General features: G+C 70.9%; 27 protein-coding genes, 2 pseudogenes and 1 riboswitch. Of the genes and pseudogenes, 2 read left to right on the top strand and 27 right to left on the bottom strand.

The genetic code is table 11. The features are described 5' to 3' along the window. Positions 1-36: 36 nt before the first annotated feature. Positions 37-732 carry an LAETG motif-containing sortase-dependent surface protein gene (locus AB0L56_RS13320; RefSeq protein WP_361024510.1) on the top strand — a complete coding sequence of 232 codons (696 nt, stop codon included), beginning with the start codon at positions 37-39 and terminating at the stop codon, positions 730-732. 63 nt (positions 733-795) lie between these two features. Here the strand turns inward: AB0L56_RS13320 and AB0L56_RS13315 are convergent. The 10 genes and pseudogenes from AB0L56_RS13315 to rpsB all read right to left on the bottom strand — a co-directional run. Then, positions 796-1,160 (bottom strand): annotated as a pseudogene (locus AB0L56_RS13315) (hypothetical protein); the annotation flags it as partial. A gap of 65 nt (positions 1,161-1,225) precedes the next feature. Next, complete coding sequence (locus tag AB0L56_RS13310; protein ID WP_365422448.1) at positions 1,226-2,245, bottom strand: ABC transporter ATP-binding protein; 1,020 nt, start codon at positions 2,243-2,245, stop codon at positions 1,226-1,228. Then, complete coding sequence (locus AB0L56_RS13305; protein WP_365422445.1) at positions 2,246-3,847, bottom strand: iron ABC transporter permease; 1,602 nt, start codon at positions 3,845-3,847, stop codon at positions 2,246-2,248. A gap of 47 nt (positions 3,848-3,894) precedes the next feature. Further along, positions 3,895-4,983: a thiamine ABC transporter substrate-binding protein gene (locus tag AB0L56_RS13300; protein ID WP_361024519.1), complete on the bottom strand. Its 1,089-nt coding sequence runs from the start codon at positions 4,981-4,983 to the stop codon at positions 3,895-3,897. 80 nt (positions 4,984-5,063) lie between these two features. Next, a riboswitch (TPP riboswitch) is annotated at positions 5,064-5,169 on the bottom strand. 35 nt (positions 5,170-5,204) lie between these two features. After that, positions 5,205-6,311: a 23S rRNA (adenine(2503)-C(2))-methyltransferase RlmN gene (rlmN, locus tag AB0L56_RS13295; RefSeq protein ID WP_365422440.1), complete on the bottom strand. Its 1,107-nt coding sequence runs from the start codon at positions 6,309-6,311 to the stop codon at positions 5,205-5,207. Between the two features lie 210 nt (positions 6,312-6,521). Then, entirely contained in the window at positions 6,522-7,646 is a 1,125-nt protein-coding gene (locus AB0L56_RS13290; RefSeq protein ID WP_361024582.1) for a phosphatidate cytidylyltransferase, read from the bottom strand. Further along, on the bottom strand, positions 7,646-8,203 hold the full coding sequence (gene frr / locus AB0L56_RS13285) for a ribosome recycling factor (RefSeq protein ID WP_190165539.1): 558 nt from the start codon (positions 8,201-8,203) through the stop codon (positions 7,646-7,648). Before frr ends, AB0L56_RS13290 begins: the two co-directional genes overlap by 1 nt. A gap of 121 nt (positions 8,204-8,324) precedes the next feature. Continuing rightward, positions 8,325-9,083, bottom strand: coding sequence for a UMP kinase (gene pyrH, locus AB0L56_RS13280; RefSeq protein WP_361024585.1), 759 nt, complete (start codon positions 9,081-9,083; stop codon positions 8,325-8,327). A gap of 190 nt (positions 9,084-9,273) precedes the next feature. Beyond that, entirely contained in the window at positions 9,274-10,110 is an 837-nt protein-coding gene (gene tsf, locus AB0L56_RS13275; protein ID WP_365422435.1) for a translation elongation factor Ts, read from the bottom strand. A gap of 154 nt (positions 10,111-10,264) precedes the next feature. Further along, entirely contained in the window at positions 10,265-11,152 is an 888-nt protein-coding gene (gene rpsB, locus AB0L56_RS13270) for a 30S ribosomal protein S2 (protein WP_361024590.1), read from the bottom strand. 282 nt (positions 11,153-11,434) lie between these two features. Between rpsB and AB0L56_RS13265 the strand changes: the two genes are divergently transcribed. Beyond that, on the top strand, positions 11,435-12,034 hold the full coding sequence (locus AB0L56_RS13265) for a M23 family metallopeptidase (RefSeq protein ID WP_365422432.1): 600 nt from the start codon (positions 11,435-11,437) through the stop codon (positions 12,032-12,034). A gap of 539 nt (positions 12,035-12,573) precedes the next feature. Here the strand turns inward: AB0L56_RS13265 and AB0L56_RS13260 are convergent. The 17 genes and pseudogenes from AB0L56_RS13260 to AB0L56_RS13180 all read right to left on the bottom strand — a co-directional run bounded on the left by AB0L56_RS13260 (position 12,574) and on the right by AB0L56_RS13180 (position 25,556). Further along, positions 12,574-13,131, bottom strand: a complete 558-nt coding sequence (locus AB0L56_RS13260; RefSeq protein ID WP_365422628.1) for a helix-turn-helix domain-containing protein — start codon at positions 13,129-13,131, stop codon at positions 12,574-12,576. A 91-nt stretch (positions 13,132-13,222) separates the two neighbouring features. Beyond that, positions 13,223-14,065: an RNA polymerase sigma factor WhiG gene (whiG, locus tag AB0L56_RS13255; RefSeq protein WP_365422429.1), complete on the bottom strand. Its 843-nt coding sequence runs from the start codon at positions 14,063-14,065 to the stop codon at positions 13,223-13,225. 272 nt (positions 14,066-14,337) lie between these two features. Next, positions 14,338-15,498 (bottom strand): DNA-processing protein DprA, encoded by a 1,161-nt coding sequence (gene dprA, locus AB0L56_RS13250; RefSeq protein ID WP_361024598.1) that lies wholly within the window; start codon positions 15,496-15,498, stop codon positions 14,338-14,340. Next, positions 15,495-17,120 (bottom strand): YifB family Mg chelatase-like AAA ATPase, encoded by a 1,626-nt coding sequence (locus AB0L56_RS13245; RefSeq protein ID WP_361024601.1) that lies wholly within the window; start codon positions 17,118-17,120, stop codon positions 15,495-15,497. Before AB0L56_RS13245 ends, dprA begins: the two co-directional genes overlap by 4 nt. Before the next feature lies 1 nt (position 17,121). Then, complete coding sequence (locus tag AB0L56_RS13240) at positions 17,122-17,493, bottom strand: YraN family protein (RefSeq protein ID WP_361024604.1); 372 nt, start codon at positions 17,491-17,493, stop codon at positions 17,122-17,124. Positions 17,494-17,602: 109 nt separating this feature from the next. Further along, a complete protein-coding gene (locus AB0L56_RS13235) occupies positions 17,603-17,911 on the bottom strand; it encodes a DUF2469 domain-containing protein (protein ID WP_361024607.1) in 309 nt (102 codons plus the stop codon). Between the two features lie 53 nt (positions 17,912-17,964). Continuing rightward, the gene (locus AB0L56_RS13230; protein WP_365422423.1) at positions 17,965-18,492 is read right to left on the bottom strand and encodes an NUDIX hydrolase; all 528 of its coding nucleotides are present in this window, start codon (positions 18,490-18,492) and stop codon (positions 17,965-17,967) included. After that, positions 18,482-19,258: a signal peptidase I gene (lepB, locus tag AB0L56_RS13225; protein WP_365422420.1), complete on the bottom strand. Its 777-nt coding sequence runs from the start codon at positions 19,256-19,258 to the stop codon at positions 18,482-18,484. The genes AB0L56_RS13230 and lepB (AB0L56_RS13225) overlap by 11 nt, the downstream gene beginning before the upstream one ends. A 33-nt stretch (positions 19,259-19,291) precedes the next feature. Continuing rightward, complete coding sequence (gene lepB / locus AB0L56_RS13220) at positions 19,292-20,278, bottom strand: signal peptidase I (RefSeq protein ID WP_365422417.1); 987 nt, start codon at positions 20,276-20,278, stop codon at positions 19,292-19,294. Next, positions 20,208-21,257: pseudogene (gene lepB / locus AB0L56_RS13215) on the bottom strand (signal peptidase I); the annotation flags it as partial. The pseudogene lepB (AB0L56_RS13215) and the gene lepB (AB0L56_RS13220), both read right to left, overlap by 71 nt. After that, the gene (gene lepB / locus AB0L56_RS13210; RefSeq protein WP_365422414.1) at positions 21,250-21,990 is read right to left on the bottom strand and encodes a signal peptidase I; all 741 of its coding nucleotides are present in this window, start codon (positions 21,988-21,990) and stop codon (positions 21,250-21,252) included. The gene lepB (AB0L56_RS13210) and the pseudogene lepB (AB0L56_RS13215), both read right to left, overlap by 8 nt. A 45-nt stretch (positions 21,991-22,035) precedes the next feature. Continuing rightward, positions 22,036-22,386 (bottom strand): 50S ribosomal protein L19, encoded by a 351-nt coding sequence (rplS, locus tag AB0L56_RS13205; protein WP_190098062.1) that lies wholly within the window; start codon positions 22,384-22,386, stop codon positions 22,036-22,038. A gap of 130 nt (positions 22,387-22,516) precedes the next feature. Next, on the bottom strand, positions 22,517-23,350 hold the full coding sequence (trmD, locus tag AB0L56_RS13200) for a tRNA (guanosine(37)-N1)-methyltransferase TrmD (protein WP_365422411.1): 834 nt from the start codon (positions 23,348-23,350) through the stop codon (positions 22,517-22,519). Then, positions 23,350-23,904, bottom strand: a complete 555-nt coding sequence (gene rimM, locus AB0L56_RS13195) for a ribosome maturation factor RimM (RefSeq protein ID WP_361024626.1) — start codon at positions 23,902-23,904, stop codon at positions 23,350-23,352. The genes trmD and rimM overlap by 1 nt, the downstream gene beginning before the upstream one ends. Positions 23,905-24,016: 112 nt before the next feature. Further along, positions 24,017-24,256 carry an RNA-binding protein gene (locus AB0L56_RS13190; protein ID WP_055606155.1) on the bottom strand — a complete coding sequence of 80 codons (240 nt, stop codon included), beginning with the start codon at positions 24,254-24,256 and terminating at the stop codon, positions 24,017-24,019. 2 nt (positions 24,257-24,258) lie between these two features. Then, positions 24,259-24,675 (bottom strand): 30S ribosomal protein S16, encoded by a 417-nt coding sequence (gene rpsP / locus AB0L56_RS13185; RefSeq protein ID WP_361024630.1) that lies wholly within the window; start codon positions 24,673-24,675, stop codon positions 24,259-24,261. Positions 24,676-24,959: 284 nt separating this feature from the next. Further along, positions 24,960-25,556, bottom strand: a complete 597-nt coding sequence (locus AB0L56_RS13180) for a hypothetical protein (RefSeq protein WP_361024633.1) — start codon at positions 25,554-25,556, stop codon at positions 24,960-24,962. Between the last annotated feature and the right edge of the window lie 170 nt (positions 25,557-25,726).

Raw genomic sequence — 25,726 nt, 5'->3', positions numbered from 1 at the left:
ACCCCCCGCATTTACACATCCCCGTAAAGGACAAACGTGGCAGTTCTGTCCGTATCCCGCCGTACCGTCGCGCGCTCCGTGCGCGCCCTCGGTGTCGCCTCCGCGTCCGCCGCGCTCGCGCTCGGCGTCGCCGGCAGCGCGGCGGCCTGCGACATCACCGAGTTCTCGGCCGAGGCCACGTGCGTCGGTGACAGCGGTGTCATCACCGTCACCGACGTCGACCCGGCCGGCGTCCCCGCCACCGTCACCGTGTTCCTGCTGAACAACGGCGCCGACATCAAGAAGGTCGGCGAGCAGGTGGTCAAGGGCACCCGTGAGGGCACCACCATCACCTTCGAGGAGGACTGGAAGCCCAACGCCGAGTACCGCGTCCACGTCAAGGCGACGCCCTACGTCGACGAGGACATCAAGCCGAACCTGACCACCCCGGCGACGTCCTGCAAGAAGACGGAGAAGTCCCCGGCTCCGGCGCCCTCGACCCCCTCGGAGAACCCTTCGACCCCGGCCGAGGAGCCCGGCTCCCCGACCCCGTCGGCGTCGGAAAGCGAGAGCACCCCTCCGGCGGACACGTCGAACAACGCGCCGTCCCCGGCCGGTGAGTCCAACCTCGCCGAGACCGGCGCCGGCTCCAACACCGGCCTGATCGCCGGCATCGCGGCCGCCCTGGTCGCGGTCGGCGGTGGCGCGATCTTCTTCGGCATGCGCCGCCGCGGGGCGAACAGCAACCGCTGACCCCGCACGGACACAGAAGCGGCCCGCCCCCTCGGGAGCGGGCCGCTTCGTCGTTCCGAACGCTCAGCCGAACGTCACCCGCTCCAGCCAGAACTCCAGCAGCTTCCGGTCGCCGAGCACCTGCAGTTCCGGGGCGTCCTGGAGCACCTCGGTGAGCGGTCCGCGCGGGGCGACCGTGGCCTTGTCATGGCCCCGGTGCCAGGGGACGCCCTCCTCGCGTCGGCGGCGGCATCGGGCGCGACCTCGAAGGGCAGTCCGGCGGCGAGGGCCGCGTCCGCGCGGTGGACGATCAGCTCGTGCGTCATACGGCGGGCCCAGAACCCGGCATTGCGGATGTCCGCCCAGCTTCACAACTGCGCGCCCGGCCCCGCCGTCCGCAGGTCGCCGACGATCAGCCGGCCGGACTCCGACGGCCACCCGTCCAGCGCGCCGCGATCGCGCAGTAACGGCCGTACCCGAGTCGAATCATGACGCAGACCGTAGACAGCAGCGGTCACCCCAGCACGGCGATTTCCGCCTCGTCGAACTCCACTCCGACCTCGTCCCCGACGTCCGGCGCGGCCCTGAGCGCGCAGGCCGCCTCCAGCCGGGGCGCGTCCTCGGGCTGGAGGTGCACGGCGACATGGGTGCCCCGAAAGGTGCGTGCGGCCACGGTGCAGCGCAGTCCCTCCTCGACGGGGACCAGACGGACACCGGCGGGCCGGACCAGCAGCGTCCGCGTGCCCTGTGGGGCGCCGTCCGGGACGGGGACCTTGCCCCAGGGGGTCACGGCGACCCCGTCCCCGACGGCTGCCTCGACGACGTTCTCGAAACCGAGGAAACGCGCCACGAAGGCGTCGGCCGGCCGCTGCCACACCTCGAGCGGCGTTCCGGACTGGGCGATCCGCCCGTCCCGCATCACCACCACCCGGTCGGCCAGCGCGAACGCCTCGCCCTGGTCGTGGGTCACGGCGAGCACGGTGGTGCCCAGCCGGCCGAACAGCTCGCGCAGTTCGACGACGAGCCGCTCCCTGAGCGACCGGTCGAGCTGTCCGAGCGGCTCGTCCAGCATCAGCAGCCGGGGGCTGGGAGCGAGGGCGCGGGCCAGCGCGACACGCTGCTGCTCGCCCCCGGACAGCGAGGCGACGGCCCGCCCGGACGCCCCGGGCAGACCGACCAGGTCCAGCAACTCCCCCACCCGCTCCGCCTGCCGGGCGCGTGACGCGCCGCGCATCCGCAGCCCGAACGCCACGTTGCCGCCCACGTCCCGCTGCGGGAAGAGCTGGTGGTCCTGGAACATCAGCCCCACCCCGCGCCTGTGCGCGGGCACGCCCGACTGGTCGTGCCCGTCGAGCAGGACCTGCCCGGAGTCGAGGGGCTGCAGACCCGCGACCGCCCGCAGCAGGGTCGACTTGCCGCTGCCGCTGGGCCCGAGCACACACACGATCTCCTGCTCGGCGACCTCCAGGTCGACGGCGTCCAGCACCGCGCGCCCGCCGAAGCGGACGGTTGCGGCCCGAAGGCTCAGCAGCATCTAGAACTCCCCGGTCCGGTCGGTCCGCAGCCGCTCCAGCACCAGCAGCGCCACCGCGCACACGATCATCAAAATCGTCGACAGGGCCATGGCCTGGCCGTAGTTGAGGTCTCCGGGCCGCCCGAGCAGCCGCGCCACGGCCACCGGCAGCGTGGGGTTCTCCGGCCGGGCGATGAACACCGTCGCCCCGAACTCCCCCAGCGACACCGCGAAGGCGAACCCGGCCGCGATCAGCAGCGCCCGCCGCACCATCGGCAGGTCAACCTCACGCCAGGCCCGCCACGGCGACGCCCCGAGCACCGCCGCCGCCTCCCGCAGCCGTACGTCCACCGCCCGCAGCACCGGCAGCATGGTCCGTACGACGAACGGCACGCCCACGAGCGCCTGCGCGAGCGGGACCAGGATCCAGGAGGCCCTGAGGTCCAGCGGCGGCTCGTCGAGGGCGATCAGGAAGCCGAAGCCGACGGTCACCGCCGACACCCCGAGCGGCAGCATCAGCAGGGCGTCGAACCCGCGCACCAGCCGTCCCGCGTCCCGCCGGGTCAGCGCGACGGCCGCGAGGCCGCCGATCACCACGGCGATGGCGGTGGCGGCGAGGGCGTACCGCAGCGAGTTGCCGACCGCCTCGATCGGCGCGACCAGGAACACTCCTCCGTCGTCCTCGGTCAGCGCCCGGTAGTAGCCGAGGCCGGCGCCGTCGAAGGAACGCTGCACCAGCACCGCGAGGGGCAGCAGAAGCAGTACGGCGACACCGGCGACGACTCCGCCCAGCAGCGCCCACTGCCCGGTGCCGCGCGGCCGGCGGGCGGTCACCGAGGCGTCCACGAGCCGCAGGGCGGTCTCCCGCCGCCGGACGGTCCAGGCGTGCAGGGCGAGGATGGAGCCCACGGCGACGAACTGGATCATCGTCAGGACGGCGGCCGTGGACAGGTCGAAGATCTCGGAGGTCTGCCGGTAGATCTCCACTTCCAGCGTGGAGAAGGCCGGCCCGCCCAGGATCTGCACCACACCGAAGGAGGTGAAGGTGAACAGGAAGACCATCAGCGCGGCCGCGGCCACGGCGGGCGCGAGCGCGGGCAGAGTGACGGTCCGCCAGGCCGCGAACCGTGAGGCGCCGAGCACCCGCGCGGCCTCCTCCTGCCGCGGGTCGAGCTGGGACCAGAGGCCGCCCACCGTGCGCACGACGACGGCGTAGTTGAAGAAGACATGCGCGAGCAGAATCGCCCACACGGTGGTGTCCAGGCGCACCCCCCACAGTTCGTCGAGGAGTCCGCCGCGTCCGACCAGCGCCATGAACGCCGTACCGACGACGACCGTGGGCAGCACGAACGGCACCGTGACCACGGCCCGCAGCACCTGCTTGCCGGGGAAGTCGAAGCGGGCGAAGACATAGGCGCCGGGCAGGGCGATCAGCAGGGTGAGGACAGTGGAGACGAGAGCCTGCCAGGTGGTGAACCACAGCACCTGCCGGACGTCGGACTGGGCCAGTACGTCCCCGATCCGCCCGAGCTGCCAGGTCCCGTCCGTCTTGAGTCCGCGCGCGACGATCGCGGTGACGGGATAGGCGAAGAAGACGGCGAAGAACGCGACGGGCACGGCCATGAGACCGAGCCGCGCCGCGCTCCCGCGCCGCCTTGCCGCCGCTCGCGTCACTTCAGTACGAGCGAGGTCCACGACTTGACCCACTGGTCACGGTTCTCGGCGATCTTCGCCGGGTCCATGGTCTCCGGATCCTTGGCCTGCGGCCCGAACTGCTTGAACTCCTCGGGCACCTCGGCGCCCTCCACCACCGGGTACACGAACATGTTGAGCGGCATGTCCTCCTGGAACCGCTTGCCGATCAGGAAGTCGAGCAGCGCCTTTCCGCCCTCGGGGTTCTTCGCGTTGCTCAGCAGTCCGGCGTACTCGACCTGGCGGAAGCAGGTGCCCTCGGCGACGCCGGTGGGCGCGGTCTCCGGCCGGGGCTCGGTGTAGATGACCTCGGCGGGCGGCGAGGAGGCGTACGACACGACGAGCGGACGGTCGGCCTTGGCCTTCCTGCCGCCGGCCGAGCCGGAGAACTCCTCGTTGTAGGCCTGCTCCCAGCCGTCGACCACCTTGACGCCGTTGGCCCGGAGCTTCTTCCAGTAGTCCGGCCAGCCCTCGTCGCCGTACTGGGCGGCCGTGCCGAGCAGGAAGCCCAGGCCGGGCGAGGAGGTGGAGGCGTTCTCGACGACGAGGAGGTCCTTGTACTCGGGCTTGATCAGGTCGTCGAAGGTCTTGGGCGGGTTAAGGTCGTGCTCGGCGAACCACGCCTTGTCGTAGTTGACGCAGATGTCACCGGTGTCGACGGGGGTGACCCGGTGTTCGTCCTCGTCGGCCCGGTACTCGGGCAGGACCTTGTCCAGGCCCTTGGCCTCGTACGGCTGGAACAGCCCGTTGTCGAGGGCGCGGGAGAGCAGGGTGTTGTCGACGCCGAAGAAGACATCGCCCTGGGGGTTGTCCTTGGTCAGGATGGCCTTGTTCACGGCCTGTCCCGCGTCGCCGTCCTCCAGGACCTTGAGCTCGTAGCCGGACTGCTTCTCGAAGGCGGCGACGACGTCCTCGGACACGGCCCACGAGTTGTGGCTGACGAGGGTGACGGTCTTGGACCCGCCGCCGTCGCCGCTGCCGCCGTCCCCGTCGGACGACCCGCACGCGGACGCCGTGACCAGCCCCAGCCCGACGGCCAGGACCGTGACCTTCTTGGTGATGCCCACTTGATTCCTCCTGGGGGTGACCAGGAAGAGACGCGGCCCTGCCCGGGACCCCTGGCGGAGTCCCGGGCAGGGCGCAACAGCTCGAGTGATGACCGATCTCCCTACCCAGAATGACCTGGGCCAGGTTCGGAGGGTCTGCGGCCGGTGCCGCACTCTCAGCGCTGTGGCGCTCCCCTGTCGGAATATGAGGTTGTCCTTACCTCTGACTTACACGGGTCACCCTACCGCTCGCTCGCGGCGAGCTGACCGCATGCCCCGTCGATCTCCTGTCCACGGGTGTCCCGGATCGTCACCGGCACACCGTGCGCGGCGATCGCCTCCACGAACGCCTTCTCGTCCTCGGGCCGGGAGGCGGTCCACTTGGAACCGGGCGTCGGGTTGAGCGGAATGAGGTTGACGTGCACGGGCCGCCCCTTGAGCAGCCGCCCCAGCCGGTCACCGCGCCACGCCTGGTCGTTGATGTCCCGGATGAGCGCGTACTCGATGGACAGCCGCCGCCCCGACTTGGCCGCGTACTCGAACCCGGCGTCCAGCACCTCGCGCACCTTCCACCGCGTGTTCACCGGGACGAGGGTGTCGCGCAGCTCGTCGTCGGGGGCGTGCAGCGAGATGGCGAGCCGGCACTTGAAGCCCTCGTCGGAGAAGCGGTGGATGGCCGGGACGAGGCCGACGGTGGACACGGTGATCCCGCGCTGCGACAGCCCGAGCCCGTCCGGCTCGGGGTCGGTGAGCCGCCGGATGGCGCCCACGACCCGCTTGTAGTTGGCGAGCGGCTCCCCCATGCCCATGAACACGATGTTGCTCAGCCGCGCCGGGCCCCCGGGCACCTCACCGTCCCGGAGCGCGCGCATCCCGTCCACGATCTGGTGCACGATCTCGGCCGTCGACAGGTTCCGGTCCAGCCCCGCCTGCCCCGTGGCGCAGAACGGGCAGTTCATACCGCACCCGGCCTGCGAGCTGATGCACATGGTCACCCGGTCCGGGTATCGCATCAGCACCGACTCGACGAGCGTCCCGTCGAACAGCTTCCACAGCGTCTTGCGGGTCGTCCCCTGGTCGGTGGACAGATGTCGTACGACCGTCATCAGCTCCGGAAGCAGCGCCTCCCGCAGCCTGCCGCGCGCACCGGCCGGGATGTCGGTCCACTGCTCCGGCTCGTGCGCGTACCGCGCGAAGTAGTGCTGCGACAGCTGCCTGGCACGAAACGCCTTCTCACCGACCGCAACGACCGCCTCCTTCCGCTCGGCAGGCGTGAGATCGGCAAGATGCCGCGGCGGCGTCTTGGCTCCGCGCGGCGCAACAAAAGTAAGTTCTCCGGGCTTAGGCATGGCTGTACCAGTGTCGCAGATCGACATGGGTGGCCCGGCCGGGCTCAGAACAGGTCGGCGATCAGAACGGTGACCTTGGTGGCGTGGCTCTTCGTACGGTTCCAGGGGGCCGCGCAGTAGCGGCGTGGTCATTGGGTGATCGTACTGAAACGGACGTCGGGCCCGCGTCCTGGGAGGGCGGGGGCCGATCGGTTTGGGGGTGGGTGCGGGTCAGGTGGAGCCGACGAAGATCACCAGTAGGAGCCACACCACCGGTGCCGTCGGGAGCAGGGAGTCCAGGCGGTCCATGATGCCGCCGTGGCCGGGCAGCAGGGTGCCCATGTCCTTGATGCCCAGGTCGCGTTTGATCATGGACTCGCCGAGGTCGCCCAGGGTGGCGCTGGCCGCGACCGCGAGGCCCAGCAGCAGGCCCTGCCACCAGCTGCCGTCGTCGATCAGGAACTGCATGCACAGGGCGCCCGCGACCATCGCGAACGCGATTGCGCCCAGCAGGCCCTCGCGGGTCTTGCCGGGGCTGATCCGCGGGGCGAGCTTGTGTTTGCCGAAGCGCCAGCCGACGGCATAGGCGCCCGTGTCGCTGACCACCGTCAGCAGGAGGAAGGTGAGGACCCGCCAGTGACCGTCGTCGGCGGTGAGCATCATCGCGACGAAGGTCGCCAGGAACGGGACGTAGAACGCCGCGAAGACACCCGCCGTGACGTCCTTGAGGTAGCCCTCGGGCGGCGCCGTCATACGCCAGACCAGCACCGCCAGCGTGGTGAGCGCCATGGCGACCCACGCGCCCTCGGCCCCCCGGGCGTACCCGGCGACGACCATGGCGGCACCGCCGAGCGCGAGCGGGACGAGGGGCGCCTTGATGCCCTTGCGCTCCTCGAGCCGCGTGGTCAGCTCCCACAGGCCGACCACGACGGCGACGGTGATCACGCCGACGAAGACGGCCTTGACGACGAACAGCGACGCGACGATCACCGCGCCGAGTCCGACGCCGACGCCTATCGCGGCGCCGAGGTCGCGCCCCGCGCTCTTCTTCTGCGGGGCGGGCGCCGGCTGCGGGACGTCGGGCATGGGCTCCGGATTCTGCCGCACCTCCCCGGGATGGGGCCGTGCCTGCGGGATCTCGTCTCGGAACAGGGGACCGCCCAGCCGAGCGGCCCCCCGGTCCACATCCTGGTCTCCGCCGTGTTCGGGCACGTCGGGCACGATGGGCATGGGGCGAGTCTGCTGCGCGTAGTGCGCATGGTACGCGGGACCCGCAGGGGCAGCCCCCTGGCCGGGCCCGTGGTCGGACGGCCCCCAGTACCCGGTCTGCGGCGGCCCCCAGGAAGAGTCGTTCATCAGACCTCGAGCAGTTCCGCTTCCTTGTGCTTCAGGAGCTCGTCCACCTGGGCGACGTACTTCGCGGTGGTGTCGTCGAGCTCCTTCTCCGCACGGCGGCCCTCGTCCTCGCCGACCTCGCCGTCCTTGATCATCTTGTCGATGGCGTCCTTGGCCTTGCGGCGCACGGAACGGATGGAGACCTTGGCGTCCTCACCCTTGCCCTTGGCGACCTTGATGTACTCGCGACGGCGCTCCTCGGTCAGCTCGGGGAACACCACCCGGATGATGTTGCCGTCGTTGCTCGGATTGACGCCCAGGTCGGAGTCGCGGATCGCCTGCTCGATGTTGCGCAGCGCGCTCTTGTCGAACGGCGTCACCACGGCCATGCGCGGCTCGGGCACGGAGAACGAGGCCAGCTGGTTGATCGGCGTCGGTGCGCCGTAGTAGTCGGCCACGATCTTGTTGAACATCGCCGGGTGCGCACGGCCGGTGCGGATCGCGGCGAAGTCCTCCTTGGCGACCACGACGGCCTTCTCCATCTTCTCCTCGGCCTCGAGGAGGGTCTCTTCGATCACCACTTGCTCCTGCGTGTCTTGAGTAGGCCCGGCTGCGGTTCCTTGTCAGGGCGGCGGCCGGCTGCGTCGCGTCTTATTCCTGCACGGTTCCCGACCGGCAGGACATTGTCCATCCCCCCGGTCAGTTGCGTCCGGCGTGGTCACCCACAAGCGTGCCGATCTTCTCACCCTTGACCGCGCGGGCGATATTGCCCTCCTTCAGAAGCTCGAAGACGACGATCGGCAGGCTGTTGTCACGGCAGAGCGTGACGGCCGTCGCGTCGGCGACCTTCAGATCCCGGGTGATGACCTCGCCGTAGACGAGCGCGTCGAACTTCACGGCGTCGGGGTTGGTCTTGGGGTCGGAGTCGTAGACCCCGTCCACGCCGTTCTTGCCCATGAGCAGCGCCTCGGCGTCGATCTCCAGGGCGCGCTGGGCGGCGGTGGTGTCGGTGGAGAAGTACGGCATGCCCATACCGGCGCCGAAGATGACGACGCGGCCCTTCTCCAGGTGGCGTACGGCGCGCAGCGGGATGTAGGGCTCGGCGACCTGCCCCATGGTGATGGCGGTCTGCACACGGCAGTCCACTCCCTCCTTCTCCAGGAAGTCCTGGAGGGCGAGGCAGTTCATCACGGTGCCGAGCATGCCCATGTAGTCGGAGCGGGCGCGGTCCATGCCGCGCACCTGCAGCTCGGCGCCGCGGAAGAAGTTGCCGCCGCCGATGACGATCGCGATCTGCGCGCCGTCCCGTACGACGGCCGCGATCTCACGTGCGATGGCGTGCACCACGTCCGGGTCGACACCTAGTCCCCCGCCACCGGAGAAGGCCTCTCCGGACAGCTTCAGCAGAAACCGGCCGCGTACTTTGCCGTCGTCGCTCTTCTCAGCCTTGGTGGTCATCGGGGATCCCGCCTCTTTCGCGTGTTGCACATACGAAGAAGGCCATTGCCGGTGGGGCGTGGTTCGCATCCCATACGGCAATGGCCTCCTCGTCAGATCTGCTGTCGCCCGGCACGCGCGCATGCGCGGACGCGTGTCCGTACGACTGCTCTCGACCCTATCGGGGTCGCGCGCCCGTCGCGGTACGGACTCAGATGCCGACCTTGATGCGCGTGAAGCGCTTCAGGGTGACACCGGCCTCGTCCAGGACCTTCTGGACGGACTTCTTGTTGTCGAGCGCGTAGGGCTGGCCGAGCAGCGTGGCGTCCTTGAAGAAGCCGTTGAGGCGGCCCTCGACGATCTTCGGCAGGGCGGCCTCGGGCTTGCCCTCGGCGCGGGTGGTCTCCTCGGCGACGCGGCGCTCGGACTCGACGACCTCGGCCGGGACGTCCTCCTTGGAGAGGTACTTCGGCGCGAAGGCGGCGATGTGCTGGGCGACACCCTTGGCGATCTCGGCGTTGGGCTTGTCCAGCTCGACGAGCACACCGATCTGCGGGGGCAGGTCGGGCATCGTGCGGTGCATGTACGCCGTCACGTAGCCGTCGGCGAACTGCGCGAAGCGGTCCAGGACGATCTTCTCGCCCAGGTTGGCGTTGGCCTCGTCCACGAACGCCTGGACGGTCTTGCCGGGCTCGATCTCGGAGGCGAGCAGGGCCTCGAGGTCGGCCGGGGAGGTCTTGGCGACGTGCTCGGCGATGGCCTTCGCCACTGCCTGGAACTTCTCGCCCTTGGCGACGAAGTCCGTCTCGCACTTCAGCTCGACGAGGACACCGGAGGAGTTGTCGTCGGCGATGATCGAGACCACGGCGCCGTTCTCGGCGGAGCGGCCCTCGCGCTTGGCGACGCCCTTCTGGCCCTTGATGCGGAGCGCCTCGACGGCCTTGTCGACGTTGCCGTCGGCCTCGTCCAGTGCCTTCTTGCAGTCCATCATGCCGGCGCCGGTGAGCTCCCGGAGCTTCTTGACGTCTGCGGCGGTGTAGTTCGCCATGAGTCTGTGAATCTTTCTCGAAGTCTGGAGGTTCGGAGATCTGCGGGTCAGGACCTGACTGAGGGCGGGTCTCCGACTCGCCGCTGACCTACGGGTGAACGGCGGGAGCGATGAGATGTCACCGCTCCCGCCATCAACGGCTCTGACGGGGCGGTCAGGCCTGCTCGGCCTGGGCGGCCGGAGCGGCCTCGGCGGCGGGAGCCTCGGCGGCGGGGGCCTCGGCCGGCTTCTCGGCCTCGGCGGCGGCCGGAGCGGCCTCCTCGGCCTTCTTCTCGCCCTCGAGCAGGTCGCGCTCCCACTCGGCCAGCGGCTCGCCGGCGGCCTTCTCGCCCTTGCCCTCGGTGGCGACACCCGAGCGGGCGATGAGGCCCTCGGCGACGGCGTCGGCGATCACGCGGGTGAGCAGGGTGACGGAGCGGATCGCGTCGTCGTTGCCCGGGATCTTGTAGTCGACCTCGTCGGGGTCACAGTTGGTGTCGAGGATGGCGACAACCGGGATGTTGAGCTTCCGGGCCTCGCCGACCGCGATGTGCTCCTTCTTGGTGTCCACGATCCAGACGGCGCTGGGCACCTTCTGCATCTCGCGGATACCGCCGAGGGTCTTCTCCAGCTTGGCCTTCTCGCGGGAGAGGACCAGCAGCTCCTTCTTGGTGAGGCCGGAGGCGGCCACGTCCTCGAAGTCGATCTGCTCGAGCTCCTTGAGGCGCTGCAGACGCTTGTAGACGGTCGAGAAGTTGGTGAGCATCCCGCCCAGCCAGCGCTGGTTCACGTAGGGCATGCCGACGCGGGTGGCCTGCTCCGCGATGGCCTCCTGCGCCTGCTTCTTCGTGCCGACGAACATGACCGTGCCACCGTGGGCGACGGTCTCCTTGACGAACTCGTAGGCGCGGTCGATGTACGACAGCGACTGGAGCAGGTCGATGATGTAGATGCCGTTGCGCTCCGTGAAGATGAAGCGCTTCATCTTCGGGTTCCAACGACGGGTCTGGTGACCGAAGTGGACGCCGCTCTCCAGCAGCTCCCGCATCGTGACGACGGCCATGGCCGTATCTCCTTGAATTTCTCGGTTGTGCCGCGGATGCCGGACGGCTTCCGCGCCTGACGCCCACGACGCGCCGCTGCCGCAAGGACCGAGGGGCGCTGACACCGGGGTTCCGGCCGTGACCGGTCCTGATGTCGGGGCGTGCGAAGTCGACCCGGTGGCCCGGGTCGCCACCAGAAGTGTACGGGACCCGCGGGGCCGCGGGTGACGCCGTTGTCCACAACCCGGCCGTCGGTCCACAGGTCCCGGCGCTGATCGCGAGCTCCCGGCACGCTTTCGGGCATGCGAACGATGCGATGGGCGAGGACGGCCGTACGGCTGGTCCTGCTGGTGATCATGGCCCTGGCGGCGCTGCTTGCCCCGCCGCCCCCATCCTGGCTGCCGGCGGCGGCACCGACGCCGGCGGCCGAGGACGACGGCACGGCACCGGCCGTCGGGCGGGCGTGGCCGGTGGGGGTACGGCCCCGGGTGCTGCGCGGCTGGGAGCCACCGGCGACGGTGTACGGGCGCGGGCACCGGGGCGTGGACCTGGCGGCGGCGCCGGGAACTCCGGTACGGACGGTGGCGGCGGGCCGGGTCTCCTTCGCGGGCCGGGTGGCCGGACGGGGCGTCGTCTCGGTCGAGCTGGCGGGCACGGGCGATCCCCCACTGCGCACGACCTTCGAACCGGTCCGCGCGTCGGTGGCCAAGGGCGACGAGGTGGCGGCGGGCGAGGCGATCGGCACGGTGGAACCGGCGGGCTCCCACTGCACGGCACCGTGCGTGCACTGGGGACTGCTGCGGGCCGACACCTACCTGAATCCGCTCACCCTGCTGCCCCCGTGGCTGCTCCACAGGCCGTCGAGACTGCTGCCGGTCCTGGGGGGCGCGGCGCCCGGCTGATCACCACCGGACACGTCCCGCGGTCCCCCCGCAGGTCGGCCGGCCACCGCCCCGCCCCGCCCGCCGAACCGGCCCCCTGCACCGCAGCGCCCGTCCCGGCACACCCCCGCCACGCTGCAGCTCGCTCTCCTTGGCGGGACGAGACACCGAAAGGCACAGCGGAAACGTCCCGTGTCCGGAGCGGCCCGACGCCGGTCCCGCACCCTGACAGGCCGCGGTGCCCACGGCGACTCGCCCTGCCCGGAGACACCAGACACCGGCGGGCCCGGCGAAGGGCGGCGCGAAACGGCCCGTGTCCCGCGCGGCCCAACGCCCGTTCCGCCACCCGGACAGGCCGCGGTGCCCGCGGCGACTCGCCCTGCCGGGACACGAGACACCGGCGGGCACGGCAAAGGATGGCGCGAAAACGGCCCGTGTCCCGCGCGGCCCAACGCCCGTTCCGCCACCCGGACAGGCTGCGGTGCCCGCCGCGACACGCCCTGCACGGAGACACCAGACACCGGCGGGCGCGGCGAAGGGTGGCGCGGAAACGGCGGTCGTCAGCCTCGTACGCCCCTGAGGACCATCGTGACCGCTGCCTCGGTGATCGCGTCGGGGTGTTCCGCCGCGCCCAGTTCGATGCGGCGCACGGCGGCGTCCACGACGCCCTGGAGGAGCATGGCCGCGAGGCGGGGCTCGGTGTGGCCCAGGCCGGCCAGGGCGTCGCCGATCATCGTGACGAGACCGCCGTGCGCGGCGCGGATCTTCTCGCGCGCGCCCGCGTCGAGCTCGCTCGCGGAGATCGCGACCACGGCGCGGTGCCGCCGGTCCCCGACCAGTTCCAGCTGCTTGCGGACGTAGGCCTCGATGGTGGCCTCGGCTCCGTCGGCGGCCGCCATCGCCGCCTCGACCTCCGCCGCCCAGACCGGGAAGTCGACCTCGCACAGTTCCTCGACGACGGCCGCCCGCGAGCGGAAGTACTCGTACACGGACGAGCGCGCGAGGCCGGTGCGCTCGGCGAGGGCCGGGAAGGTCAGCGCCTCCGTACCGCCCTCGGACAGCAGGGAGCGTGCCGCGTCCAGCAGGGCGGCTCGCTGCATCGACCGGTGCTCGGCCACGGAGGCCGCTCGAATCCTTGGCACGTCAACCACTTTACGGAGGCACGGCCCGCGGCGGCCAGGGGATCGGCCGGCTCTCCGCCGGACGGGCTCAGCGGCCGAAGCTCGCCAGCTTCGCGCGCAGCTGGAGCACGGACTTGGTGTGGATCTGGCTGACCCGGCTCTCGGTGACGCCGAGGACATTGCCGATCTCGGCGAGGGTGAGGCCCTCGTAGTAGTACAGCGTGACCACGGTCTTCTCCCGCTCAGGGAGCGTGTTGATGGCCCGGGCGAGGAATCTCCGCAGCTCCCGGTCCTCGGCCACTTCCACCGGATTGTCGGCGGCGGTGTCCTCCAGGGTGTCCATGAAGCTCAGCTGGTCGCCGCCGTCGCCCCCGGCGTGCAGCAGCTCCTCCAGGGCGACGACGTTCGCCAGCGACAACTGGCTGAAAACCGCGTGCAGCTCCGCGACCGTGATGCCCATCTCATCGGCGACCTCGCCCTCCGACGGCGTACGCCGCAGCCGCGCCTCCAGCGTGGCGTAGGCGCGCTCCACGTTGCGCGCCTTCTGCCGCACCGAGCGCGGGATCCAGTCCAGTGCCCGCAGCTCGTCGATCATCGCGCCCCGGATGCGGGTGATCGCGTAGGTCTCGAACTTGATCTCCCGGTCGACGTCGAACTTCTCGATGGCGTCGATCAGCCCGAAGATCCCGGAGGAGACGAAGTCCGCCTGCTCGACATTGGGCGGCAGCCCGACACTGACCCGGCCGGCCACGTACTTCACCAGCGGCGAGTAGTGCAGGATCAGCTGCTCCCGCAGTCGTTCGTCCCCCGTCGCCTTGTACGACCGCCACAGCTCGTCGAGTGTCGAGGGAGCGGGCGGCCGCGCGCTGCCACCATCGCGGGCGGCTGGGGGGATCGCCGCCCGGTCGGACCCGGAGGTGTGCTGGGGCATTCGTCGCCTAGTGCCGTTCTGCCGTGGGCTGGTGCTGGCTGGGTGCGTGGTCTGTCCGATGTGGAGTTGCCTGTCCGTGTCGGGGTCCTCGTGAGCGTAGCGTGACTGCGGCGTCGCGGTGTGCGAAGAATCGAGGTGGGGCCGTGCGCAGATTCGTTCCGGGGGCCGTCCCACCGGGGCACGACCGTCGCTCTGAGTGATCGCCGGGGTACCCCAACTGGCGTATGTGCCAAGGAGTGTCGGGGTTCCCCCGGACGGCCGAACACGCTCCGTCAACGCGGGTCGGGACCACCGCGGACCGACATCACCGCCTGGCGCGTCAACTTCCAGCCGTCGCCGTGTCGTTCGACGTAACCAAGTGCTCGTAGTTCGTACAGTCTCGCGATCGCGTCGTCCGGCGTGGTCTGCGCGGCCCGTGCGATCTCGTCCGGCGGGGCCGCTCCGCGGGCCGGGAGCGCGGCGAGAACCTGGCGGCCCGCCGGGTCGAGGAGGTCACGCGGCAGCACCGGCCCCCGGCGCTCCGGCGCGAGCTCGCCCATGTCCCCGACCAGTTCAATGACCTCGTCGGCATCGGTGACCAGGACGGCGTCCTGGCGCAGCAGTTCGTGCACCCCGGCGGAGAGCCCGCTGGTGGCCGGTCCCGGGACTCCTATGGTGTGCCGTCCCAGTCGCCGGGCCGCCCGGGCGGTCACCAATGAGCCGCTGCGGTGGGCGGCCTCGACGACGACCGTGCCCCTGGTGAGGGCGGCGATCACTCTGTTGCGGAGGATGAATCTGCTCGGTGTCGGATGGTCGCCGGGCGGCAGCTCGCCGACGACGAGCCCCTGGTCGGCGATTCTGCCGATCAGCCCGGCGTGTCCGCGCGGATAGGGCCGGTCCAGGCCGCAGGCGAGGACGGCGACGGTGGCGCCGCCCGAGCCCAGCGCCCCGCGATGGGCGGCGCCGTCGACCCCGTAGGCACCACCCGAGACCACGATCCAGCCGCGTTCGGCAAGACCTGACGCGAGCGTGGCGGCCATGTGCGCGCCGTACTCGGTGCAGGCGCGGGCGCCGACGACGGCGACCGAGCGCAGCGCCCACATGCGCAGGTCCGCGCCGCCGCGCACCCACAGCCCGAGCGGCCGGGCGTCCCCCAGGTCGTCGAGCTGCGCGGGCCACTCGGCGGTCCCGGGACAGACGAACCGCACCCCGGCGTCCCGTGCGACGGCGAGATCCCGGCCCGGCTCGGCCCGCCCGGCCCGGGCGACCAGGCCGGCCCATCGTCTGCCGCTGACCCCGGGCAGCGGCTCGGTCCGTTCCCGCAGCCTCCGCACCACCTCCTCCACGCCGAATTCCCTGACCCAGCGCCCGCCGGTCTCGTCACCGGGTTCGACGACCCGGGTGAGGAAGACCCGGCCGAGCAGCTCCCGCGCGGGCCCGGCCGCGGCGCTCATACTCCCGCTCCGACGGCCATGGGCACCCCTCGCGGGACACCGGTGCGCAGTTGCAGGGCGAGGGCGACGTCCGTGGCGTCGGGACGGTCGTGTCCGCGGAGGTCGGCGACGGTCCAGGCGACCCGCAGCACCCGGTCCAGGCCCCGGGCGGTGAGCGCACCGCGCTCCAGGCTCCGCTCGGCGTCGTCCATGGCGCCGGGTGCGGCCTGCCAGCGGCTGCGCAGCTCCCGTCCGGGGACTTCGCTGTTGGTCCCCCACGGCGTGCCGGTGAGCCGGGCGGCCGCGCGTTCCCGAGCGGTCCGTACCCGTGCGGCGACCGTGGCGGTGGCCTCGCCCCGGGCGCCGTTGGCCGTCAGTTCGGTGCGGGTGACGCGGTCCACCTCGACGCGCAGGTCGACCCGGTCGAGCAGCGGCCCGGACAGTCTGGCCTGGTAGCGGCGGATCGCCGCGGGCGGGCATTCGCACTGGTCGTTCGTCTGCGAGAAGCGTCCGCAGGGGCACGGGTTGGCGGCGAGCACCATCAGGAACTGTGCCGGGAAGCGCACCACCCCCGCACTGCGCGCGATGATCACATGTCCGGCCTCCAGCGGCTGACGCAGAGCGTCCAGGGCCCGGCTGCTGAACTCCGGCGTCTCGTCCAGAAACAGCACGCCTCGGTGCGAGAGGGATACCGCTCCCGGCCGGGCCGTACCGGGGCCGCCGCCGACGAGTGCCTGCATCGTGGCCGAGTGGTGCGGGGCGCAGTAGGGGGCCGTGTCGATCAGGGGCTTGCCTGGTGGCAGCAGGCCCGCCACCGAGTGCACGGCCGTCACCTCGAGGGACGCCTGCCGGTCCAGCGGCGGCAGGATCGACGGCAGCCGCTCGGCGAGCATGGTTTTGCCGGCGCCGGGCGGCCCCTCGAGGAAGAGGTGGTGTCCGCCGGCCGCGGCGACCTCCACCGCCGTCCGCGCCGAGAGCTGGCCCACGACGTCCGCGAGATCGTGACCCTGGTCGTGCTGGGCCGCGCCGGCGCTGTGCATGCCGGTGGCCGCTCCGGTGCCGGGGATGCGCAGCCCGGCGAGCAGCGGATCGGGCCGTGTCGGTTCCTCGGCCGCCTCCTCGGGCACGGGCTCGTCGGTGAGGACCGCGATCAGCTGGCGCAGGCTGCGGATGCCCAGGACGGACACGCCCGGTACCAGCGAGGCCTCGGCCGCGGCGCACTCCGGTACCACCACCTGCTCGTATCCCGCGTCGGCCGCGGCCAGCACGGCGGGCAGGATGCCGCGCACGGGCCGTACCCGGCCGTCCAGCCCGAGTTCGCCGATCATCACGATGTCGGCGAGCGCCCGTGGATCGATCCGCTCGGCGGCGCCGAGCACGGCGCAGGCGACGGCGAGGTCGAACCCGCTGCCGGCCTTCGGGACCGAGGCCGGGCTGAGTCCCACGGTGAGCTTCTTCTGCGGCCACTCCCCGCCGGAGTTGACCACGGCCGCCCTGACCCGGTCCCGGCTCTCCGTCAGGCTCTTGTCCGGCAGCCCCACCAGCGTGAACGCCGCGACCCCCGGTTCCAGGTCGGCCTGGACCTCCACGACGACGCCCTCGACGCCCACCAGCGCCACCGAACACGTACGGGCGAATCCCATGTCAGGCCACCCCCCGGACGTGCTCGACGACGGGTGCGCCGCGGGCGGGCAACAGCACGCCGACCAGGTCGATGCGGACGCCGCCGGGCGGTGCTCCCCCGTGTTCCTGCAGCCAGCGTTCCGCCAGGCCCCGGAGTCGGCCCGCCTTGGCCGGTGTGACGGCCTCCATGGGGTGCTGGAACGGCCCTGCCCTGCGGGTCTTCACCTCGCAGACGACCAGGGCGTCACCGTCCCTGGCCACGATGTCGATCTCACCGGTCCTGCCGCAGCGCCAGTTGCGCTCCAGGACCGTCATCCCCGCCTGCGTCAGCCGTCGTGCGGCCAGTGTCTCGCCGTACCTGCCGAGTGCGCTGCGTGCCCGTTGTGCGGTCATGTCGAACACCACCTCCGGGGACAACGGTCACGCAGCCCGCCGCCCGGAGTGGATCTTGGTGCACAACTCGGCGGCTGTGGACAACTCCATCACCCGCACGAGGGGCGGCTCACCCCCTCGGGAGCTCCAGATCGCTCTTGTTGAGCTCCTCGATATTCACGTCCTTGAAGGTCAGGACGCGCACCTGCTTGACGAAGCGGGCCGGCCGGTACATGTCCCAGACCCAGGCGTCCGCCATGGACACCTCGAAGAACACCTCTCCCTGGACCGAGTGCACCTGCATCTCGTAGTCGTTGGTCAGGTAGAAGCGCCGCTCCGTCTCGATCACGTATTTGAACAGACCGACGACGTCGCGGTACTCCCGGTAGAGCTTCAGCTCCATCTCGGTCTCGTACTTTTCGAGGTCCTCGGCGCTCATGGCATGTTCCCCTTCAGCCGTGCGATCCCACCATTGTGCGCCAGTCCCGGGGGTCACCGGACGATTTCGGTGTCCAGGGTCACGGGCCCGGCGGGGGGACCTTCATCGAGCAGTGTCCGCAGCAGCCCGGCGAGTCTGGTCGGATACACCGTCTCATGGGCCCGGGCGAGTTCCTGGCATGTCCACCAACGTGCTCCGGCGACACTGCTCCGCTCCAGTTCGGTCAGGGCCGTGGCGGCGATCGCCGTCTGTGTGGTGCGGGCGAGGTAGTACCACTCGTCCTGGTTCCAGCGGCGCCCCGCGAACGGGAAGGAGCACCTGCGCCGCCAGAGCACGGGCCCCAGCTCGACGTCCGTGATGCCGGTCTCCTCGGCGAGTTCCCGCAGCGCGGCCTGCTCCCGGGTTTCGTCGCCTTCCACACCGCCGCCGGGGGTGAACCACCAGTCGTCGGCGGGGTCGTCCGGTTCATGGCCGTGCAGCAGGAGGATGCGGTCGTGCGGGTCGAGCAGCACGACCCGGGCGACCTTGCGCAGCCCGCCGGTGTACGAGTCCTCGATCGCCGGGACCGGTTCAGCGGACACCGGTGGTTCCCGCGTTCGCCCGGGCCCTTGACGCGCCCGCACGCTTGGCGACGGGGCCGTACGCGGCCCCGCCGAGCACGAGCACGGCGCCGCCGATCACCAGTGCGACGACGGTCCTGAGCGGGCCCGGTGAGGAGAGCGCACCAAGCTGTTCGAAGCCGGTGGGAGCCTCCAGCATGCCCTCCATCGGCCAGGCCACGGCGTCGACCCGGGCCTGGACCGCACCGCGGGCGACGGTGCCACTGGCGGCGTCGGTCAGATGGGCCGTGGAGTCGACCGACCCGGAACGCTCGTCGCCGAGCAGGAACAGCCGCCCCTTCGGGACGGTGACCTCGGGGAAGTTGGCGAACCCGGTCACCGTGTCCCTGGGGAGATACGGTTCGTCGATCTCCTTGCCGTTCACCTTCAGCTTGCCGTCCTGGCAGCAGGAGACCTTGTCACCGCCGACGGCGACCACCCGCTTCACCATGGGTGCGTTCGACCAGCTGGCGTCCTTGAAGACGACGACGTCACCGCGGCGGACGTCACCGCCGTCGATGCGCTGGGCCAGCACCCGGTCGCCGGCGCCGATCGTCGGTGCCATCGAGGTGGTGGGCACGGTGTACGGCCGGTACACCACCGCACCCCAGACGAAGCCGCCGAGGAAGAGCACCATGCCCAGCGCCACGGCCAGGTTGGACAGACGCTGCCCGGTCCGGCCGCCCGCCCGGTTGCTGCCCGGGCCGCTGCTGCCGGGGACCGTGCGCGTCGTGCTCTGACCACTCATGGGCCGCACCCTACCCGGCAGTACCGGACGCGGTCAGCCCTCCTGGCGGCCCGCTCCGCCGCCGTGCCGCCGGCGCCGCAGGAGCACCAGCGGCGCCGCTCCCGCGAGCGCGAGTCCCTGCGGCGCGACCGACAGGGCCGCGGCGGACGGCGACGACGCGTTCAGGCCGGGCTGGTCGAAGGTGTCCGGGACCGGGAGGTTGGACCACCGGTTGATCGGCCAGGCGATGACGATGGCGCGGCCGACGACCTTGTCCACGGGGACGAAGCCGTCGTTCTTGTCGGCCCGGTTGTAGCGCGAGTCCCGGGAGTTCTGACGGTGATCGCCCATGACCCAGATGTGGTCCTCGGGGACCTTCACCTTGAACTGGCCGCCCTCGCGGTCCTGGCTGCACGGGGTGTTGCCCGGGTACACATACGGCTCGTTCAGCGCCTTGCCGTTGACCTTGAGCGGGCCGGTGCCCTTGCACTCGACGGTGTCACCGCCGACGCCGATGACCCGCTTGATCAGGTCCTTCTCCTCCGCGGACGGCATCAGGCCGATCCAGCTGAGGACCTTCTGCAGGGGGTTGGGGTCGGGGGTCGGCTCACCCGCCAGCCAGTTGTCGGGGTCATGGAAGACGACCACCTCACCGCGCTCGGGCTCGGAGCCGAACCAGGGGGTGAGCTTGTCGACCAGGACCCGGTCACCCTTCTGGAGGGTGTTCTGCATCGAGTCGGACGGGATGGAGAACGCCTGCACCAGGAACGTCTTGATCAGCAGCGCGAGCACCAGCGCGATGCCGATCAGGATGGGCAGCTCCTTCCAGAAGGAGCGGGGCTGCTTCGCCCGGGGGGAGCCGTCGCCCGGCCCTCCCTGCTCCGTGGGGGGCTCGTCCCCGGGACCGTCGCCGCCACCCGCCGAGGAGGGTTTCCCAAGGGACACGGTGTCGTCCGCCGCCGGATAGCCCGCTCCCGCGGGACGTCCGCGCTGCTCCTCGCCCTCGCGTCCGGACCGTGCGCCAACCGCCGCATCCCCCACGCCAACTCCTCACTCTCTGCCGCCGCCCGCGCCATGCCCGGCGCAGGCCCACCACTCCCATAACGAGCGGGAGTTCCGCAGGGGTCGGGAGCCGGACGATTCCGTTGGGACCGTCCGGGGCAACCCTATGCGACAGCGGGCCGGCAGCGGTCGAACCCGGCGCCGAGTCCGACACGGAAGCGTAGGTCGTGGGTTCCTCCAGCATGCTCCAGTGGGCGAGCGGCCAGGCGATCACCATGGCCCGGCCCACCACCTCGTCCTCGGAGACGGTGCCCCCGTATCCCCGGTCCTGGTGGAAGCGGGAGTCGGCCGAGTTGGACCGGTGGTCGCCCATCACCCACAGCCGCCCCTCGGGCACCGTGACGTCGAAGGGCGTCTTGGAGGGGACATTGCCGGGGTAGAGGTAGTCCTCGTTCAGCGGTACGCCGTTGACGGTGACCCGGCCGTCCTTGTCGCAGCACTGGACCCGGTCGCCGCCGACGCCGACGACCCGCTTGATGAGGTCCTTCTCGTTCTCGGACGGCAGCAGTCCGATGAAGGTGAGCCCCTCCTTGATCTGCTTGATCCCGACGGGGTCCTCCTTCTTGCGGACGGTCCCCTCGTCCTTGAGCCAGCCGCCGGGGTCCTTGAACACGACCACGTCGCCGCGCTGCGGCGTGGAGCCGAACCACGGGGTGAGCTTGTCGACCAGCACCCGGTCGCCGATCTGGATCGTCTGCTCCATGGAGCCGGACGGGATGACGAAGGCCTGGACGAGGAACGTCTTGAGCACCAGCGCGATCAGGACGGCCACACCGATGAGGAGCGGGATCTCCTTGACCGCGCTGCGCCTGCGGCGCCGCTTGACCTTGCGCTGGAGCTTGCGCCGCTCGGCCCGGCTGCGCCCCGAGCCGGGGGCGGCCGTGCGCCGGGAGCCGGTGGGCAGCAGGTTCTCCGTGGGGCTCTCCGGGATGCCGCGGGGCTTGCCGCGATTACCCATGGCCGCCCCCTGCCGGACGGACCACGTCCGCCTCCCGGTCGGGCACGCGCGCATAGGAGTCGGGCCGGTGCAGCCCGGTGGCACGATCGAACGGCCATACGATCCCGTCGGCGCGGCCGATCACCTCGTCCACGGGGACCATGCCGCCGCCGGGCGAGCCGAGGCGGTCCCGGGAGTCACTGGAGTCGCTGCGGTGGTCACCGAGGACGAACAGTCTCCCGTCGGGCACGACGACGTCGAACGGCACCGTGGAGGGGCTGTCACCGGGGAACAGGAAGCCCGACTCGTCGACCGAACGGCCGTTCACCCGGATCCTCCCCTCACCGTCACAGCAGACCACGTGATCCCCGCCCACCCCGACGACCCGTTTGATGTAGTCGGCGTCACCGAAATACCCGGTGCCGTCGAACACAATCACGTCGCCGCGCTCCGGCCCGTCGCCGAAGCGGTACGCCAACTTATTTACGAGAACACGGTCCCCGGCCCTCAATGCGCGTTCCATCGATCCGCTGGGAATCTCGAACGGCCGCGCCACGAGGGTGTTGACGGCCAGCAGGAAGAGCAGACAGAGCAGCAGGGCCAGGGTAATGCGCCCGCCGGGCAGCGAACGCGTGATGCGCGGCACCAACGCGGAACGCGACCGCCCCTCCAGCCCCGCCGGACCCGAGGTGTCCTCAGGTCCGGCCGGGGGAAAGGAACGGTCGCGCTCCGTCGGCTGTGCTTCGGTGTCCATCGGGGCCAGATGCTATCCGGCCGCGACGTGACGCCGGTAAAGCGCTCAGTTCTCGCGCTTCTCCTTGATCTTCGCCGCCTTGCCGCGCAGCTCGCGCAGGTAGTACAGCTTGGCGCGGCGGACGTCACCCTTGGTGACGAGCTCGATCTTCTCCACGATCGGGGTGTGCACCGGGAAGGTGCGCTCGACGCCGACGGAGAAGGAGACCTTGCGGACCGTGAAGGTCTCGCGGACGCCGGCACCCTGGCGGCGGATCACCACGCCCTTGAACTGCTGCACACGGGAGCGGTTGCCCTCGATGACGCGCACGTGGACGTTGACGGTGTCGCCGGGGCGGAACGCCGGGACGTCGCTGCGCAGCGACGCGGAGTCGACGGAGTCGAGCAGGTGAGACATTTCGTCTGCTTTCTTCGCTGATGCCGCAGGTCATCAACGGCAACTAGGGTTTCGGACCAGAGGTGCGATCCGGGCGGGCGTCGTGTCCCCCTGCGGCAGGGGCGCACGCCGGACGGCGCACAACAGCGGCCTATTCTTCCACGCCGTCGGTCCTGCGCCAAAATCGGCCGTACCGCTCACCCTCGGGGTCCGGTTCCCAGCCCAGGATGGACAGCATCTCGCGGTCCTTCTTGTCGAAGGCCTTGGGATCGCAGCGCTCGACGAGGTCGGGCCGGTGGGCCGTGGTCCGCCGCAGCGCCTCGTCGCGCCGCCAGCGGGCGATCTTCCCGTGGTGGCCGCTGAGCAGCACGTCCGGCACGCCCCGGCCGCGCCACAACGGGGGCTTGGTGTGGACGGGGCCCTCCAGCAGGTTGGCCATGGCGCCGGGTGCGAAGGAGTCGTCGCGGTGCGATTCGGCGTTGCCGAGAACACCGGGGAGCAGCCGTGCCACGGCCTCGGTGATGACGAGGACGGCCGCTTCGCCGCCGGCCAGGACGTAGTCCCCGATGGACACCTCGTACACGGGCATCCGGGTGGCGTACTCGTCGACGACACGACGGTCGATGCCCTCGTAGCGCGCCGGAGTGAAGATCAGCCAGGGGCGCTCGGAGAGGTGGACCGCGAGTTCCTGGGTGAAGGGACGGCCGCTGGGGGTGGGGACGATCAGGGCAGGTTCAAGGGAGCCGGCCTCGTAGCCGTCCGCCAGCACCGAGTCCAGCGCGTCGCCCCAGGGCTCGGTCTTCATGACCATGCCGGGGCCACCCCCGTACGGGGTGTCGTCGACGGTGTTGTGCCGGTCGTAGGTCCAGGCGCGCAGGTCGTGAACCTGGACGTCGAGCTGGCCGCGCGCGCGTGCCTTGCCCACGAGGGAGACGTTCAGCGGCTCCAGGTACTCAGGGAAGATCGTGACGACGTCGATCCGCATTACGCCTCTTCCTCGCCGGCGTCCCGCGTGGAGGCGATCTCGGCACGGTCGTCGATCAGTCCGGGCGGCGGGTCGATGACCGCGCGCTGCTCCTCCAGGTCGATCTCGGTGACGATCTCCTCGACGAACGGCACGTACACCTCGGTGCCGTCGGGGCGTTCGACCACGAAGAGGTCCTGGGAGGGCAGGTGCGAGATCTCGGAGATCCGGCCGACCGCGGTGCCCTCGACGGTCACCACGTCGAGGTCGATCAGCTGGTGGTCGTAGTACTCGTCCTCGTCCTCGGGCCGCTCGTCCGGGTCGACGTCGGCGATGAGGAGGGTGTTGCGCAGCGCCTCGGCGGCGTTGCGGTCGCGCACGCCCTCGAAGCGCAGCAGAAGGCGGCCGCTGTGCACACGGCCGGTCTCGATGGTGAGCGGACCGACGGAGGCGGGGTCGGTGGTCAGGACGGCACCGGGCCCGAGCCTGAGTTCCGGTTCGTCGGTACGGACCTCGACGGTGACCTCGCCCTTGATGCCGTGGGCGCGGCCGATGCGAGCGACTACCAGCTGCACTGTGCTTGATCTCCTGTCGGACTGTGACGAACCGCCGCCGGCTCCTACGACTGCGGGCCGGGGACGGCCCAAAAGAGGCCCTCCCCGGCCCGAGCCGGTGCTGCGTTGTGCGTCAGCGGACGTGGTCCACGTCGACGAGGTCGACACGGACACCGCGGCCGCCGATGGCGCCCACGACGGTACGCAGAGCGCGTGCGGTGCGGCCGTTGCGGCCGATCACCTTGCCGAGGTCGTCCGGGTGGACCCGGACCTCGAGCACTCGCCCGCGCCGCAGGTTGCGCGAGGCGACCTGCACATCGTCGGGATGGTCGACGATGCCCTTCACGAGGTGCTCGAGAGCCTCCTCGAGCATGCTCAGGCCTCGGTCGAGGACTCGGCGGCGGCCTCGTCCTTCTTCTCAGCCTTCTTCTTCTGGGTGATCGCCTCACCCTTGCCCTCGTCCTCGCCGCCGATCGCCTCGAACGACGGACGGGCGGGCTTCTCGGCCTGCTGCAGCAGCGGCGCGGGAGCGGGCTCGCCCTTGAACTTCTGCCAGTCGCCGGTCTTCTTCAGGATGGCGAGCACGGGCTCGGTCGGCTGGGCGCCGACACGGAGCCAGTACGCCACACGCTCGCTGTCGACCTCCATCACCGACGGGTTGTACGTCGGGTGGTACTTGCCGATCTCCTCGATGGCCCGGCCGTCACGGCGGGTACGGGAGTCGGCGACGACGATGCGGTAGTGAGGCGAACGGATCTTGCCCAGACGCTTCAGCTTGATCTTGACTGCCACGGGAGTGGGTTCTCCTGGATTTGACGTGGTTGGGCACGGCGAGACGCCGCGTGGGGTTGCGGTACCCGAGTGCCCGATGGACGCGTCAGCCGGAGGAGAGAGGGGTCCTGTGCGGCTGTCGAGTACAGCTGACCATTCTGCCACACCCTTCGGGGCGCGGATGCCGCGGGGCGTCCGCGCGCGGGCACGCCTCCGCGGCACCCGGCGCTGCACTGTCACCACGCCGGGTGCACGGCCTGAAAGCGGCGGCCGAGCCGACCCGGCACCCACGAGGTGCCGGGTGGTCAGCTCGCTGCCGCGACTTCCGGGATCCGGAAGGGCTTGCCGCAGCCTCCGCAGACGATGGGGGCCTGGGCCAGGACCGAGGGGACGACGCGGACGTTGCGACCGCAGTCGCAGACGGCCTTGACGCGCACCCCGCCCCCGGAGGAGCCGTGCCGTGCGGCCGGCCCGCGGAAGCTGCGGGCGGTGTCGCCCGCGGTCGCCGCGGTGTGGGCCTTCAGGGCGCGATGGAGGCGCTCCGTCGTCTGACGGTAACGCCGCTTCGCCTCGGGAGTGAGCGTGACCAGCGAGAAACCGCTGCTGGGGTGCGGCTCCTCGGGGTGGTCCAGGCCCAGCTCCTCGGCAATCGCGAGGAATCTGCGGTTGTGGTAGCGGCCGGCGCGGGATGTGTCGCGTACGCCGCGCGCTGCGGCGACGCCATGGACTGCCTCATGCAGCAGTCGTTCGAAGGAGAGCTCGTGACCGCATGCGGACGACGACTCCCCGATCAGGGACTCGGGCGCGGCAAGGTCGGGCAGTTCGGGGTGGTACCGCTGAATGTCGGCCCACGCCTGTGCCAGCTCTGCGGCGAGAACAGGTGGTGTCTGTGTCGTGCTCACGTAATGACAACGAGCCGGGATGCCTCTGTGTTCCGATTCCGGGGCATCCCAAATAATTTGCACGTACCCGTCAGTTGCCGCTGATGCGTCCTGACGAGGGCGGGTGCGCTGATCTGCGGAGAAGCCTCGCAGCTCACCTCAAGGTGGTGCGTAGGCTGACGTACGCCCTC

The sequence above is a fragment of the Streptomyces sp. NPDC052079 genome (assembly GCF_040680275.1).
Lineage (GTDB): Bacteria > Actinomycetota > Actinomycetes > Streptomycetales > Streptomycetaceae > Streptomyces.
Note: the sequence above shows the minus strand (reverse complement) of the source record. Positions and strands in the feature narration are given on the sequence as shown.